Raw genomic sequence first — 14021 nt, 5'->3', positions numbered from 1 at the left:
GAGGTTGGAGATGACAGCAAGTACAAAGTATTCTTATAAAGCTAACAAGGAACTAATGTATCAAGCATCACTGGACAAGTCTGTAATTTACTGGATATTTCTTTCGTTTATCGGGTTGTTTTTATTTGGTTTCCTTTTTCAAACAGCGCTCTTTTACGGCTATTCCGTGCAGTATGAGCAGCCTTTGAATTCTGCGGTTATCACTGCCGGTATTATGCTGTTTTTGTTAAGCATTCATTACTTTTACCGATGGAAGCTGGAGAGTGTTGCAGATTTATTAACCTTAGGGGTGTGGAGCATCCCTGTCTTTTATTTCATAGCTTCCTTTCAGGCAGCTTCCAGCCATTATGCCATGTTCATGGTCATGCTGAATATCATGTATGCGGCTTTCTTTGCAATAGGCTCTGTTGTCGCCAAACAGCAGCGAGGAGCGCAATGGATGCAGTATGGGATCGTATTTGCGGGTTATACGGCGGTTTTCTACTGCTTAATGAACATGTTTGGCAACGCTTATTACAAAGATGCGATTATGCTGGGGAGCGAGGGGCTGCGTTTAACCTCCGTCTTTCAATATGCAAACGCATATGCAGCTTATTTGTTGGCTCTGCTGCTATCTGCTCTATGGCTTCTGATGCGATCCCGCAGATGGTATATAATTTTACTGCATGGCAGTATGGTTGTGCCGCTTTTGCTGTCTTTTTTCCTGACGCTTTCCCGTGGCGGACTTGTGATGCTGCCGATCATATTGCTGGCGATTCTTCCTTTCTATACATTCATCCGGCAAATCAGCTTTTTCAGTTATTTGGCTATCGGCTCCGCGGGTGCATTGCTCATTACTGAGCCAATCAGGAAGATTACAACGGACTTGTTCAAGCAAGTTACCGGCGGGAATCCAATGAACCCTAATACCGTCAGCATTTTGGACCCGCAATCGTTGAAGGGCTGGCTTATTATGGGCTCTGTTTCCATTATTACCGGTCTAATCATATTGTGCAGCGAACGCTATGTAATACCGAGGCTGGAGCAAAAGGTGCTGAAGCTGAATAATTACCGCTTCGCCAATCTGTTCATACCCGGTGCTATGATTGTTTTTGGGCTTCTGGCCTTACTCCTTATTTCTGAAAATAATGGGATAGTCAAGTTGCTTCCCTCTGATCTGCAAAAGCGTGTGCTCTCCATTAATTTTCAGCAGCACAGTGTATTGGAACGGCTGACGATGTACAAGGACTCGTTGAAAATCGTTAAGGATTACCCTGTTACTGGAGCAGGGGGAGGAGGCTGGACTACTTTATACCAGCAATATCAAAACAATCCTTATCTCGTAGAGCAAGTTCACAATTTCTTCTTGCAATATATGGTGGAAACCGGGCTGCTTGGATTTTTGGCGCTTGTCGCATTACTTATTTCAGTTTATGGGCTGTACGCGAGGCAATTTTTCAAGCAGGGCGAAGAAAGAGGACATTACCAAGTTTTTTATTTGATTTCAGTATCCATCCTGCTCCATAGCATTCTAGATTTTGAGATGAGCTACGGTTATTTGGCTGCCGTTGTATTTCTTTGCTTGGGAGGACTGTCCGCTAGCATCAAGCAAACGCTGGCAGCAGGTAAGGCAGGCTTGATTCAATATGTGAATAAAGGCGTATTCAGGTACATATTTCCTGCTGCCATTGCTGTGCTCTCGATTGTTGTTCTTATTGTCTCTGTAAGAGAGCTGCAAGGAAACCGTTATTACAATGAAGCATTAGTAAAGATGGATTCACCGTCAAATGTTAGCATGGAGGAAGTATTTGAATCATTGGATGCGGCAATCCGTTCTTCACCGGAGCATCCCGCTTACTTAGTAATGAAATTACAGCTGCTGTATCAGGCTTATGGTCAAACCAAGGATGCCCGGTATGAGCAGGAAGCTAGGCAAATAGCGGCCTTGCTTGATCGCAAGGAGCCTTATAATAAGCCAGCTATGGAAATTGAATACAATCAGAATGCAACAGCAGGCAAACTCAACGAAGCGCTGATGATAACCGAACGCAGCTTAATGAAAACGGTTTGGGGGCTCAATGTTAACCGGGGAGGACCCAATTGGTATGCACGTGCTATTGCATTGAATTATGAGCTTGGCAGCAGAGCGCTGGCCGGCAATCAGACAGAGGCGAATGTCAAGTATTGGAATCAGGCATTGGATTGGTATCGCTTGGTTTTATCGAAGCAAGAGTCGTTAAAAAGTCTCCCCAAAGGACAAATGCAGGGTGAACCGTTCGAAATTAAACCGGATATATCGTTAATTATCGGGCAATTGAACTATTCCCGGCATAATTATAAAGAAGCGGTTGAGGCTCTGCATATGAATGTGAATGACCAAAGGAACCCCGAGGTATCGAAGCTGATTGTCAGATGGTATTTGGCTTCGCTGCAGAAGCTGGGGCAAGCGGATATGCCGATTTACGAAGCATTTATATTGAAATACCCGGAGGAAAAAGCCGAAATTGCCAAGCTGGCAGGCGGCGCTCTTTAGACCATAAGTGGTTGATGTCAGCTCTTGTTTTCTAAAAATGGTATACTTATTCGACATATTTAGGTATAATGTATCAATAATAAGACCTATAAATCTACGGGATTTTGTCGCAAAGGGGACCGATTTATTTATGAAGGCAGAATATATTAATCCATTTTTGGAGTCAGCTAGAATTGTCATAGAGCAAGTGGCTAACATCAGGCCTTCGACCGGACAACTTGGGATAAAAGACGTAAAATTTGTAGAGAAGTTCATCTGGATCCAGATTGGAATGACCGGACAAATGCAGGGCGATATCGTATTCGGTCTTCATGAGGATGTAGCCTTGAAGGTGGTATCCGCCATGATGGGCGGTTATGTTATAACCGAGATGGATGAGATGAGCAAGAGCGCGATTTCCGAGCTCGGCAATATGATCAGCGGCAATGCAAGCACGATGCTGTTTAATCAAGGCGTCAGGGTGGATATTACTCCTCCCAAATTGCTGCATTCCGCTACATCCGCAGGATTTTTACCTAAGAAGGCGTTGACGATCCCTCTGATTATGGAAGGAATCGGTGAGTTGGATATTCAAGTTTTGATCGTATAATCAAAATCATTTACAATACAAAGTGGGAGTTTCCTTATGGAAGGAAGCTTTCCACTTTTTTTTGGTTGCTGCGTATTTTGCTTGTAAAAGAAAGTTGTGGAGGAAGAGCCAATGTTCAATGGGAAAATTGCTGTTATTACCGGAGCGTCCAGCGGGATCGGGGCGATTATGGCTAAAAAGCTGTCTGAACGTGGTGCGGTACCTGTTCTGATGGCACGCTCGGAGGATAGGCTGTCACAGGTGGCGGCATCTCTGAATGGAAGGCCCCATGGGATTTACAGGCTGGATGTCACCTCCACCGACCAGGTGATGCTGACGATGCAGCAAGTAATGGATCGCTTCGGGCGTATTGATATTTTAATTAATAATGCCGGATACGGAGTGTTTGAGACGTTTACTGAAGCATCATTGGATGAAATAGAAAGTATGATGGATGTCAATTACATGGGCACGGTGCGGTGTACGAAAGCAGTGCTTCCCCATATGCTGGAGGCGAGGAACGGCCATATCGTGAACATCGCTTCGATGGCCGGTAAAATTGGCTCTGCCAAATCAACCGGATATTCGGCTACCAAGCATGCGGTGTTAGGTTTTACGAATTGCCTGCGCCAGGAGCTGTCGGGCTCGGGTGTATACCTGTCGGCTATTAATCCAGGTCCGATTGATACGCCTTTCTTTGACAAGGCTGATCCGTCCGGCAACTACGTAAAGAACATACAATGGTTTATGCTGAAGCCTGACCAGGTAGCAGATAAAGTACTTAGAGCCATAGAGAGGCGAATTCCTGAGATCGATATGCCATTCGTAGCAGGCTTTGGAGTGAAGCTGTTTCAGCTGTTTCCGCGCGCATTTGATAAGGTAGCTGGAAAAATGATGAATAAGAAGTGAGAAGCAAGCTACCTCGTCCTTGCGCTGCTTATCATAGACTTGCAATAAAAGGGGATAATTAGATAGGCTTATTTTTCCTCAGGCTTCTGATTTTTTTCCTTCAACTCCAGATTAAGCTTGCGCACCTCTTCATATAAACTGCGGATGACCGCTCTGCTTTCAGGATGAGATTGGTTCCAGTGGCTTGCGAGTGCAGGCATCGTTTTGTGAATATGATTATAAACCGACCAGATTTTAATTTTCTCTACCAATTCTGGAGAAGTATTGCCGGTTAATAGCTCGGAAAATTTTTCGACTAGTGCATCGAACTCGGTATGGAATTCAGAATTCATAAAAGACTCCACCTTTCAGAACATATTTCAGATTATTAGAACACCGCTACTTCAATGTTTCAAAGTAAGTCTAGCGCACGAAAAGAATTCTGTCAAAAAAAGGTCGCTACCTTGCACAGCACCGGAGAATGGAGTGAGTGATTGAGTTGGAAACCGTGCAGGAAAGGCAGTCTCAATCAGGAAATGGCTCCGCCAATGGAGCTATGATAGAGCGGGTACCATTACGCAGTCTTGTAAAAGGTGTTTTGTTGTATAGGCTAACCTATGTTAGTGAAGGGCTGCAGGTCAAAGGCTACCTGACTGTGCCGGACACCGGGAAGCCAAGCCCCGGGCTGATCTACTGCCGCGGGGGAATCCGCAAAGTAGGTATGGTCCGCAAGCGTCGCATTATATCCATGGCGAAGCGGGGATATGCTGTGTTTGCACCGTTTTACCGCGGCAATGAAGGCGGGGAGGGCAAGGAGGATTTCGGCGGAGAGGATCGCTTCGATGTGTGCCATGCGATTACGCTGGTACAATCGCTGCCGGAGGTTCAGCCGGGTCCTGTGCCCATGATCGGTTTTTCGCGAGGAGCGATGATGGCCATGCTTGCGGCCAAGCAATGCAATCAAGCCGGTCCGGTTGTCGTTTGGGGAGGTGTCAGCGATTTATTCGACACCTATGAGCAGCGGGTGGATCTGCGGAGAATGCTTAAGCGGGTTGTAGGCCACCCGCGCAAGGAGCCGGAGGCTTATGAAAGCCGCTCGCCCGTGTATTGGCTGGAGCAGGTACAGGTTCCTATTATGATTGTACATGGAACAGCGGATCCCCAAGTCAATGTGTCCCACGCGCATAAGCTGGCCGAAGCTCTCGAGCGAGCAGGCAAGGATTATGCTATGGAGCTGTACGAGGGATTGGAGCACCGTTTTCCAAAAGCAGCGGATGAGAAAGCATTGGATGCCGTTTTTGCATGGATATCACAGAAGCTCAGGGAGATGAGCAAGTCCAAGCCTTGATGTTGGGGGCATGCATTGGTATGATGCTAATAACAAAGGGGGAGTTCGATGAACAGCGGTTTTGCAGCATTACATATTGATGAGGTTTACGTTCGTAAGCTTCAGGATCTAAATATTACTTCGCCTTCAGCTATTCAGGCGGAATCGATACCCGTTATTTTGCAGGGTAAGGATGTGGTGGCCCAGTCGCAGACCGGATCAGGAAAAACGTTGGCGTACGCGCTGCCTTTACTGCATAAAATAGACAAAAGCTCTAAGGATCTGCAAGCGGTTGTGCTGGTTCCAACACGAGAGCTGGGCATACAGATCATACAAACGATAGAGCTTCTTACAGCCGATAGCGGTATTCGTGTGCAATCTTTAATTGGCGGTGCTGCCATCACCAGGCAAATCGACCGCTTGAAGCTGCGTCCGCATCTCATAGTCGGTACACCGGGACGAGTGCTTGAGCTGTTGAAGCTTCGTAAAATAAGCATGCATTATGTGCGGACTATTGTGGTCGATGAGGTGGATCAAGTTTTCGAGCTCGGTTCTATGAACGAGACAGAAGCTATTTTCAAAGGGATGCAGCGTGAACGTCAAATGCTGTTTTTCTCGGCGACAATGCCCGAGCCCATTAAAGTAGTGATCGGGCGCTGGATGCAGGAGCCTGTATATGTACAGGTGAATCCGCAGCAGCGAACTTCGGAAACACTGGAACACATGTACTTTGTATGCCAGGAGCGGGAGAAGATCGACATGCTCCGCCGAATTGTCCGCTTGTACAACCCGCCGGCTGCAATTGTGTTTATTAATGAAATAGATGCTGTGGCAGAGGTTGTAGGCAAGCTGAAGTTCGCGAATTTATCGATCGAAGCGCTGTATGGAGATGCGGGTAAGCAGGAGCGAGCCAAGGTCATGCAGGATTTCCGCGCCGGCAAGTTCCAACTGCTGTTGGCTACCGATATTGCAGCACGCGGATTGGACATCCCTCATGTCACTCATGTAATTAATCTGGACCCTCCTATTGATGCAGATCATTATGTGCACCGTGTGGGCCGAACAGGACGTATGGGGAAGAAGGGGACTGCGATCTCCATCATTACGCCTAAAGAGCAATTCATTATCAATAAATTTTCCAAAACGCTCGATGTAACTATTGAAGAAAAAGAGATGGCTTACGGCAAAATCTACGAACCGGGGAAGAGCCGCAGTTCAGCTGCATCTCAGCACCGTTCGCAAGGAGATCCAGCCAAACGGCGTTCCGCTTCAGAGCAAGCACCAAAGGCTGCCGAAGGCAGAAAGCAAGCTGGCGCTTGGAAGCTGCCAAAAGAACAAGCGGCCAAGCCTCAAGTGGCAACTTCAGCTGATGTGTCGTCCAGGCCGGCAGCTGCCAAGCCTTCTGTAAAACCGGCAGCGCCTGCTGTTAAGCGGAAGTCGGAGCGTGAGCTTAAGCGGGAGCGCAAGAACAAGGGAGCGCCGCGTTGGTTGAAGGACAAGCCGGATAAGCCAACGACGTAAGGTACTTGCTTTAATTCTTGTGGGAGGTATTCGGAGAGGAGCCGTAAACAGGAGCATGGGGAAGCTGCTGCGGGTAATTATTGTAGGGGTTCTGTTAATAGCACTGCTGGCTGGAGGTCTATATTGGTATGTCCAGCCGCAGACAACATTGGATCTGGTTTATACAGATTTGTCGGTACGCAACAAGCTGGCTGAGATGCTCGCTTCCCGGAAGCTTGAAGTCGAGTTGACGGAGCCGGAGGTAAACAACCTGTTGAAGAAAGCACTTGTTGCTCGAAATTCTTCTAATTCCAATAATAATGAGTTTGAGATAACAGGAGCACAATTTACACTGCATGGAAACGAGCTAATTGCAGATGTGAATCTTCTTTACAAGAAGCAGTGGCGAATTGGCGCTATGCTGCAATTCACTGTATCTTGGCAGGAGCCTTATGTAATGGTTGTGCATACGGGAACTCAAATCAGACATATGCATCTTCCTCCTGAATGGTTTCAGCTGAAGCCGATTCAAGTGTCTCTAGATGACTACATGCCGAAGTTGGCCGGGATTAAGAGCATTACCTTTCTTGAGCACAGCTTGAAGCTCAGCTTAGGCCTAAAGCTGCGGTGAGGCAGGGAAGATGAGTTTGAATGTTATCAATCACAGTAAAAAGCACCTGATCGGAAGGGGATTCCCTTTGGAACAGGTGCTTTTTTGTGTGTGCCCGGATTAATGATTGGTATTACTTCGCATATTCTTGTGAATCTTCTTCCAACGATCCTTCTCGGCCCGGGCAGCTCCAGCATTAATCTTGCGCTCATTATAAGCAAGCTCTTTTTGCAGCTTGTAGTAACTGGAGATCCGCTCCTGGCTCAATGTTCCGTCCGCCAGAGCGGATCGGATCATGCAGCCAGGCTCCTGCTCATGCCGGCAATCCGAGTACCGGCAGCCTGCAGCCAGCTCCTCGACATCGTGGAAGGCTGCGCCCATCGATTCGCTGCCTTCCCACAGCTGCAGCTCGCGCATTCCTGGCGTGTCGATGATCAACGCGCCGCTTGGCAGGACGACGAGCTCGCGATGCGTCGTCGTATGCTTGCCGCGGTCGTCGCCATCGCGGACGCCGCCGGTTTTCTGACGCTGCCCGCCGTATAGGCTGTTCAGCAGCGTCGATTTGCCCGCGCCGGAGGAGCCGAGCAGCGCGATGGTTTCACCCGGCCGCAGGGAGGCCGCGATCTCTTCAATTCCGTCATCGGCCAAGCTGTTGACGGAATAGACGGGCACGCCGAAGGCGATGGACTCCACCTCGCGCAGCCGGGTCTCCAGATCGTCGCACAAATCCTTTTTGGTCAGGACGATCTCGGGAGCAGCTCCACTTTCATAGGCCAGCAATAGGTATCGTTCGAGCCGGCGTACATTAAAGTCTCGATTCAAGGCCATTACAAGAAATACGCGGTCCACATTGGTCGCTACAATCTGCTCCTCCGTAGTTGAACCAGCGGTTTTACGCGAAAACTTGCTTTTGCGTTCAAGAATCCCGTGAATAATCGCTTTGTGCTCCTCGTGCAGCTTGGTCATCCTTACCCAATCTCCAACAGCCGGATAATCTTCACGTCGGACTGCTTCGTAACGAGTTTTCCCGGACAGCTCGCCCAGCCATTCACCATCCTCGGCGTATATGCGATACAAATGCTTATGTTCTAATGCAACACGCCCAATTGCACAGCCTTCCTTATCCTGATTAGCGAAAAACGGCTGAAAGCCGTAAGTTTCTAATGAATGATTGTTTTCCATGGATCCTCCCTAATAATTATCTCTAATGAGCAGGGGGAAGGTCCTATGAAGCTTATGCTCCGCGTTGGTCCTCCCTCTGCTGGTTCAACACTTGCTGTTTTATCTCCATCTGGATATCTTTAACAATTAAGCTCATATAACATCACTCCGTTCCTCATAGTTAACAGTTAGTATATACAAATTCACATCAGCTCAACAGGGAGAAAATCACTATAACCGATAAATCTTTGCGGGCAGACAATGGACATAGGAGACTAGTTCAGAGCCATATATATTTGCTTTGTGCAAACAAATAGTTTATATTGAGGATATCGACAGTTCAAAAGGAGCTGGTATATTTGACAAAGAACCGTGAAGAGCTTGAAAAGCTGGCGTACGGAACATTGCGATTCATTCAAGAATTCAAATTGGCGCAGAACCGAAGGAAGGACCTGGACCGGGTCGCTTTTGAAATTCTTATGCTTATCAAATTGCGGGGGCAGATCCGTCCGTCCGATATCGCCGGGGAGCTCGATTTTAATCCTTCCTCCATCACCCGGCGTATCCAATCGTTACAGCAAGCCGGACAGATTGCCGTTACTACTGCACCGACAGATCTTCGATCAAGTTTGATCAGTCTCACAACCGAAGGGGAAGAAGTGCTGATCCGTTTTCTCAACAGAAGTGTCGACGGTTTAGAGTTGATACTAAAGCAATGGAATGAAGAGGATGTAAGTGTATTCGCGGCAATGCTGTCGCGTTTTGCGGATACGATGAAGGAATGGCGTCTCGAACCCGACCAAACGGAAATCAAGGAGTGATAAATCGCTATGATGAATAACGAGGGTTTAAAAGACCAGCAGTACTCAAACTCCGACAAGTTCAATGCTCGAATCCGCCTGCATGCTGCATTCAGCACTAATCCATATCCTTGGCCTTTCTGGGTAATGGATCAGATTGAACAAGCGCAGCCTGCCAAGGTCCTCGAACTGGGGGGAGGCAACGGCTTATTATGGATGGCCAATGCAAGTAAAATTCCTTCTCATTGGGACATCACCGTCTCTGATTATTCCGAAGGGATGTTGAATGATGCGCGCAATAATCTAAGCGTTCTGAACAATGAATTAAAATTTGAAGTAATGAACGCAGAAAACATTAACTATCCGGATCATACCTTCGATATTATAATAGCGAACCATATGCTGTACCATGTAGACAGCCGGGAGAAAGCTTTATTGGAAATAAGGCGAGTCTTGAAACCGAGCGGAATCTTTTACGCGACAACAGTCGGAAGCAACAATATGCTGGAAATGAAACAATTGGTTAAAGAGTTTGATCCGAATTCCGAGTATGAGCAAGTATTAGGAGCAATCGAAGCTAACTTTTCTCTGGATAATGGGAAAAAACAATTGCTGTCGTTTTTTGCTGACGTTTCCATAGTCCAGTATGAGGATGCGCTGCTTATTACCGAGAGCGATGCCTTAGTCGATTATGTTTTATCATGCAATGGCTTAGCGGGAGGCAAGACTGTGCTGGATCCGTTAAAAGCGGAATCGTTCCGAGCATTTATTAATGCCAAAATGGATGAACACGGAGGCAAGCTCCACATAACCAAGGAATCAGGGATGTTTGTCAGCAGAAGCTTATAAAAATCTCTATACAAAAACCCCTGCGCCTCAAGAGGCATAACAGGGGTTTTTCCGATACTTCAATACTTGGGGCCTGAGCTTACTTTTTCCTTTTGTTCACATAAGAAGGGTAGACGATTTCCCCGGTGTCGAGCTTGGCTATTTCATCGGCCGTCCAGCCTGCGATCTTATTATTGCCGGTGACTCCGGTCAATTTTATTTTGTATTTACTTTCCAGGTAGTTGTTGAGGGCAGGCATATCAGGCTCTTTGAGCTCACGGAGCTTTTTCTTGCCCTGCAGCTGGCCTAATAGAATACCGATTGATTCTGCGGCAAGGCTTGTGTTCGGTTGAATGCGGGCACTTCCGTAAGCGATGGCCGAGGACCCTACATTTTTCCCTGCTACAATGACGTTATCATAATTTTTGAGCAAAAAGCTGCGCAGGGGCATTCCATATTTATCAGGACGGCCCATCTCGATGCCCCATTTATTCTCACTTGTTCCTTGAAGGTCAAGCGGGTATCCGGCGATGCTGACATTATCCCAGAACATTCGGGCGCCCAGCATATCAGAAGGTTTAAGCACGTAATCGGTCTCGTAATGATTGTATTCACGGATGTACAAATAATTAGGGAAACCATTCAGTTCAGCATTTTCCCAGCCGGTAATATTTTTGCGGAAATGATTCAGGATAAGCGGAATTTCCTTCTTTCCAAGCTCCATAGCTTCTGCAACCGATTTATCATCCGAAGGGTCTACGGTATAGATCAGAAATGCATTGATTATTACTTCGCCGTCGCGCTGGCTCACCGCATTTAAGCCCCTCAGGAATACTCGATCATTGGTTGGCTTATATCTATTTGTCATGCCGCTTAATCCAATCGCAAAGCTCTCGCTCACGGAGCCTCCGCCATATTTGGCACTGCGCTGCTCCGGGGTTAAGCTGTTGAAGCTGGAATTAAATTTGCCCCAATCGACATTTTTGAATTTTAACATCATTCCGGTGCTCATGTATTCGATCTTATTTTGGCCGTAGAACTGCTCTAGGCCTGGCATACGGGTTGATTGGAGCTTGCTGAGCAGTGCGGCGAAGTCTGTATTGTCCACCCAGTAATCAGCTTTAATATTTTTCTTTGCCCCGTCTTTGCCCGAATAAGTGACGGATTCTATCGCATGCGGCCCAAATTGGCCCGGTATTTGCTTGATGTCTTGAATTTTAATGCCTGACTCAATAGGAATATCTTTTTTCAGCTTGTCAAAATATTGTGTAAACTCAGGGAGCTTGCGGATTTTTCCGTTACGGAACCCGTCAAACAGCTCCTTGGCCCGACCTTGAACTAACAGCTGATGCTTATCGTCACGCGTTTCATCCAAGAACAGCATTTCCCCTTGCAGCACCTGGCCCCCGAATGCTTCTCGCGGATCAAGCACCTTAACCTTCAAGCCTTCGTCCGCTGCTGCTCTTGCCAAATAAAGACCTTCTAATTCGCTGCCGAATACGGCAATATCGACTTTTTCTGATGGAATAGGGGGTTCTGGCGGTGTTGCGGGCTGTTTATTCCCCTCTGTTTTGCCCTCTTTGGACGGATCTGCTGTAGCAACTGGTGAAGGCTTGTCCCCTGTGCTGTTTTTACTAAAGAAAGGGATAGACGTGTACACGGCAGCCAAGGCAACTAATGCTAATACCGCGATCCCTATAGAAAGACCTTTGTTTCTCCATTTCATACGTACATTTCCTCCTCTAACTCCACTAAAGCAACCTATCTGTTTTTACGCTATTTACTATAAATAGGTTTCTTTCGTTGTTAGTTTATCATATTTTGCAGAAGTCGATCAAAATGACCCCCACAAAAGTTATTCGTATGGCGAAAGTTTTAGTAAATCCAAGGAACTCTTCGCGAAGGTCCTCAATCATGTTCCACGATAAATTCATAGCAGGGAAGGCGAAACTACTACATCCTGATCGCCAAAGATTCATTGGCAGGTCAAGGGCATCTTTGTCATGCCCTCAATCCGCCGCTGGCATCCGGTTGAACCGTATTTGGCTCTTCACCTAACCAAAAAGGAGAAATGATGATGAATAATTCATTCAAGAAGGTTGTCGTAACAGGATTGACACTAGCCATGGTTATGGGGGGCTCCACTGCAGCATTTGCAAGCAATGATAAAGGCAAAGGCAACGACAAGGATAAAGATCGCGGACGCGATTTGAAGAATGTGATTGAAACCAAATATAACGATAAAGACAAAAACAACAATGGTATCTATATTAACAACATGAACGTTAAAAATTTAAACATTAAGTTGTCCTTTGACGATGTAAAAGGCGCCGATGTAGAGTGGGCAGCTCGCTACATTGCAAGCTTGGCTTCCAAACGAGTTTTTGAAGGCTATGAGGATGGAACCTTCCAACCACGTAAAACGATTACTCGCATTGAAGCGATTACTGCGGCTGTAAGGCTGATGGGACTTCGCGATCAAGCTGAATCTGCTGAAGCCAAAGCGGCGAACTTGAACTTTAAGGACGCGGACAAGTTGAAAAGCAGCTATTCATGGGCAACGGGTTATGTAAGCGTTGCGCTGCAAAACGATTTGTTCGAGGAATCCGATGACATGATCAACCCTGGTAAGGAAGCAGACCGCTTGTGGGCAACTACACTTTTGATCAAAGCATTGAAGCTTCAGGATGAAGCAAAGGCCAAGATGAATACGAAGCTGACCTTTAAGGATGCTAACAAGATTCCAGCCGGTTCCGTAGGTTATATTGCTCTTGCGATTGACAAAAAGCTTATTGATGGCTACGAAGACAACACTTTCCGTCCGAACAATCCGGTAACTCGTGCAGAATTGGCAGCTTTATTAGATCGCACAGGCAGCCAATTGCCCGATAATGCATCCGTCAGCGGAACGGTTAATACAGCAGTAAGCAATAATTTGCTAACATTGACTGTACAAGGTCAACCTTACAGCGTAGAGCTGGATTCCGGCGCGTTCATCTTCCGCAATGGAGCTAAAGTTGCTGCTAGCGAACTAAGAGCTGGTGACGAAGTAATCGTACGCACGTACGGAGGCAAAGCCATTTTTGTAGAAGTAAAGAAGCTGGGTAATGGCAGTGGCAACCAACTTCCGGATAACACTAACTTCACAGCTTCAGTGAGCTTTACAGTAAGCAACAACATTTTGACAGTGATCAAAGATGGCCAATCCTATAGCGCCGAGCTTGCTTCGAATGTTTCGATTATTCGCAATGGTCAATCCGTAGCGGCATCCGAGTTAAGAGTAGGCGATGAAATTCTTGTTCGTACTTCCGGCGGCAAAGTGGTATTTGTTGCTGTAACAACGCTTGCGAATGATCAACAAACTAATTTTACAGTAAACGGAACGTATAACTCTTATACAACAAATTCCAGCGATCAAGTTAACTCCATTTCCATTAACAAATTATTGAGCGATGGTTCGGTTCAAAACAACGTATACTACAACACAACTTCGAATGTGACATTCCTGTATACGACTTCCAATGGTACTATTCAAGGCGATCGTTCACAGCTGACACCTAACCGTTCAGTTGAATTGAGAGGCACTAATAATGTCGTTCATACGATCGTGATTAAATAATAGAAGCAGCAGGCCATAAAGAGATATGGATTTGCAAAGAAAAAGGTTAGCTTTATAAGGGAGAGCAGCTCTTCTTGCTACGGTCATAATGGCCGGGCGGGAGGGCAATGTCATTAAGTTAAGGCATAGGGCTAAATATCAAAAAAGAGCTGGTTATCGAAAAGATAGCCCGCTCTTTTTTTGCCTGAAGATGAAAAATAGGACTTGA

Annotated in this window: 12 protein-coding genes; 9 read left to right on the top strand and 3 right to left on the bottom strand. The window is 46.6% G+C overall.

Annotation, left to right across the window (positions count from 1 at the left end):
* The first annotated feature begins 10 nt into the window (after positions 1-10).
* The 3 genes from ACFQ0C_RS06275 to ACFQ0C_RS06265 all read left to right on the top strand — a co-directional run bounded on the left by ACFQ0C_RS06275 (position 11) and on the right by ACFQ0C_RS06265 (position 3989).
* Positions 11-2512 (top strand): O-antigen ligase family protein, encoded by a 2502-nt coding sequence (locus ACFQ0C_RS06275; RefSeq protein ID WP_379365019.1) that lies wholly within the window; start codon positions 11-13, stop codon positions 2510-2512.
* A gap of 130 nt (positions 2513-2642) precedes the next feature.
* A complete protein-coding gene (locus ACFQ0C_RS06270) occupies positions 2643-3101 on the top strand; it encodes a chemotaxis protein CheX (protein ID WP_171654498.1) in 459 nt (152 codons plus the stop codon).
* A 111-nt stretch (positions 3102-3212) separates the two neighbouring features.
* A complete protein-coding gene (locus ACFQ0C_RS06265) occupies positions 3213-3989 on the top strand; it encodes an SDR family NAD(P)-dependent oxidoreductase (protein ID WP_379365016.1) in 777 nt (258 codons plus the stop codon).
* A 68-nt stretch (positions 3990-4057) separates the two neighbouring features.
* On the opposite strand, the gene ACFQ0C_RS06260 is transcribed toward ACFQ0C_RS06265, so the two are convergent.
* A complete protein-coding gene (locus ACFQ0C_RS06260; protein WP_379365014.1) occupies positions 4058-4321 on the bottom strand; it encodes a DUF2573 family protein in 264 nt (87 codons plus the stop codon).
* 203 nt (positions 4322-4524) lie between these two features.
* Between ACFQ0C_RS06260 and ACFQ0C_RS06255 the strand changes: the two genes are divergently transcribed.
* The 3 genes from ACFQ0C_RS06255 to ACFQ0C_RS06245 are packed head-to-tail and all read left to right on the top strand — an operon-like array spanning position 4525 to position 7426.
* A complete protein-coding gene (locus ACFQ0C_RS06255; RefSeq protein ID WP_379365256.1) occupies positions 4525-5316 on the top strand; it encodes an alpha/beta hydrolase family protein in 792 nt (263 codons plus the stop codon).
* 48 nt (positions 5317-5364) lie between these two features.
* A complete protein-coding gene (locus tag ACFQ0C_RS06250) occupies positions 5365-6816 on the top strand; it encodes a DEAD/DEAH box helicase (RefSeq protein ID WP_379365012.1) in 1452 nt (483 codons plus the stop codon).
* 55 nt (positions 6817-6871) lie between these two features.
* Positions 6872-7426, top strand: coding sequence for a hypothetical protein (locus ACFQ0C_RS06245; protein WP_379365010.1), 555 nt, complete (start codon positions 6872-6874; stop codon positions 7424-7426).
* 99 nt (positions 7427-7525) lie between these two features.
* Here the strand turns inward: ACFQ0C_RS06245 and rsgA are convergent, their stop codons facing one another.
* Positions 7526-8587, bottom strand: a complete 1062-nt coding sequence (gene rsgA, locus ACFQ0C_RS06240) for a ribosome small subunit-dependent GTPase A (RefSeq protein ID WP_379365008.1) — start codon at positions 8585-8587, stop codon at positions 7526-7528.
* A gap of 338 nt (positions 8588-8925) precedes the next feature.
* Between rsgA and ACFQ0C_RS06235 the strand changes: the two genes are divergently transcribed.
* Together ACFQ0C_RS06235 and ACFQ0C_RS06230 are read left to right on the top strand one after the other, a co-directional pair.
* Positions 8926-9387, top strand: coding sequence for a MarR family winged helix-turn-helix transcriptional regulator (locus ACFQ0C_RS06235; RefSeq protein WP_379365006.1), 462 nt, complete (start codon positions 8926-8928; stop codon positions 9385-9387).
* Positions 9388-9396: 9 nt separating this feature from the next.
* Positions 9397-10215, top strand: a complete 819-nt coding sequence (locus ACFQ0C_RS06230) for a class I SAM-dependent methyltransferase (RefSeq protein WP_379365004.1) — start codon at positions 9397-9399, stop codon at positions 10213-10215.
* A gap of 79 nt (positions 10216-10294) precedes the next feature.
* On the opposite strand, the gene ACFQ0C_RS06225 is transcribed toward ACFQ0C_RS06230, so the two are convergent.
* The gene (locus ACFQ0C_RS06225; protein ID WP_379365002.1) at positions 10295-11920 is read right to left on the bottom strand and encodes an FAD-dependent oxidoreductase; all 1626 of its coding nucleotides are present in this window, start codon (positions 11918-11920) and stop codon (positions 10295-10297) included.
* A gap of 351 nt (positions 11921-12271) precedes the next feature.
* On the opposite strand from ACFQ0C_RS06225, the gene ACFQ0C_RS06220 reads away from it, so the two are divergent.
* Positions 12272-13813, top strand: coding sequence for an S-layer homology domain-containing protein (locus tag ACFQ0C_RS06220; protein ID WP_379365000.1), 1542 nt, complete (start codon positions 12272-12274; stop codon positions 13811-13813).
* Positions 13814-14021: the final 208 nt, after the last annotated feature.

The sequence above is a fragment of the Paenibacillus sp. GCM10027630 genome (assembly GCF_042676305.1).
GTDB lineage: Bacteria > Bacillota > Bacilli > Paenibacillales > NBRC-103111 > Paenibacillus_S.
The sequence above is the reverse complement of the archived record's forward strand: the minus strand, read 5'-3'. Positions and strand labels throughout refer to the sequence as shown.

What these genes read in the sequence shown, in the direction of transcription:
- ACFQ0C_RS06220 (WP_379365000.1), top strand. Translation starts at nt 12,272, where the DNA reads ATGAATAATTCATTCAAGAAGGTTGTCGTAACAGGATTGACACTAGCC.
- ACFQ0C_RS06265 (WP_379365016.1), top strand. Translation starts at nt 3,213, where the DNA reads ATGTTCAATGGGAAAATTGCTGTTATTACCGGAGCGTCCAGCGGGATC.
- ACFQ0C_RS06255 (WP_379365256.1), top strand. Translation starts at nt 4,525, where the DNA reads ATGATAGAGCGGGTACCATTACGCAGTCTTGTAAAAGGTGTTTTGTTG.
- rsgA (WP_379365008.1), bottom strand. Translation starts at nt 8,587, where the DNA reads ATGGAAAACAATCATTCATTAGAAACTTACGGCTTTCAGCCGTTTTTC.
- ACFQ0C_RS06260 (WP_379365014.1), bottom strand. Translation starts at nt 4,321, where the DNA reads ATGAATTCTGAATTCCATACCGAGTTCGATGCACTAGTCGAAAAATTT.
- ACFQ0C_RS06270 (WP_171654498.1), top strand. Translation starts at nt 2,643, where the DNA reads ATGAAGGCAGAATATATTAATCCATTTTTGGAGTCAGCTAGAATTGTC.
- ACFQ0C_RS06245 (WP_379365010.1), top strand. Translation starts at nt 6,872, where the DNA reads ATGGGGAAGCTGCTGCGGGTAATTATTGTAGGGGTTCTGTTAATAGCA.
- ACFQ0C_RS06250 (WP_379365012.1), top strand. Translation starts at nt 5,365, where the DNA reads ATGAACAGCGGTTTTGCAGCATTACATATTGATGAGGTTTACGTTCGT.
- ACFQ0C_RS06225 (WP_379365002.1), bottom strand. Translation starts at nt 11,920, where the DNA reads ATGAAATGGAGAAACAAAGGTCTTTCTATAGGGATCGCGGTATTAGCA.
- ACFQ0C_RS06275 (WP_379365019.1), top strand. Translation starts at nt 11, where the DNA reads ATGACAGCAAGTACAAAGTATTCTTATAAAGCTAACAAGGAACTAATG.
- ACFQ0C_RS06230 (WP_379365004.1), top strand. Translation starts at nt 9,397, where the DNA reads ATGATGAATAACGAGGGTTTAAAAGACCAGCAGTACTCAAACTCCGAC.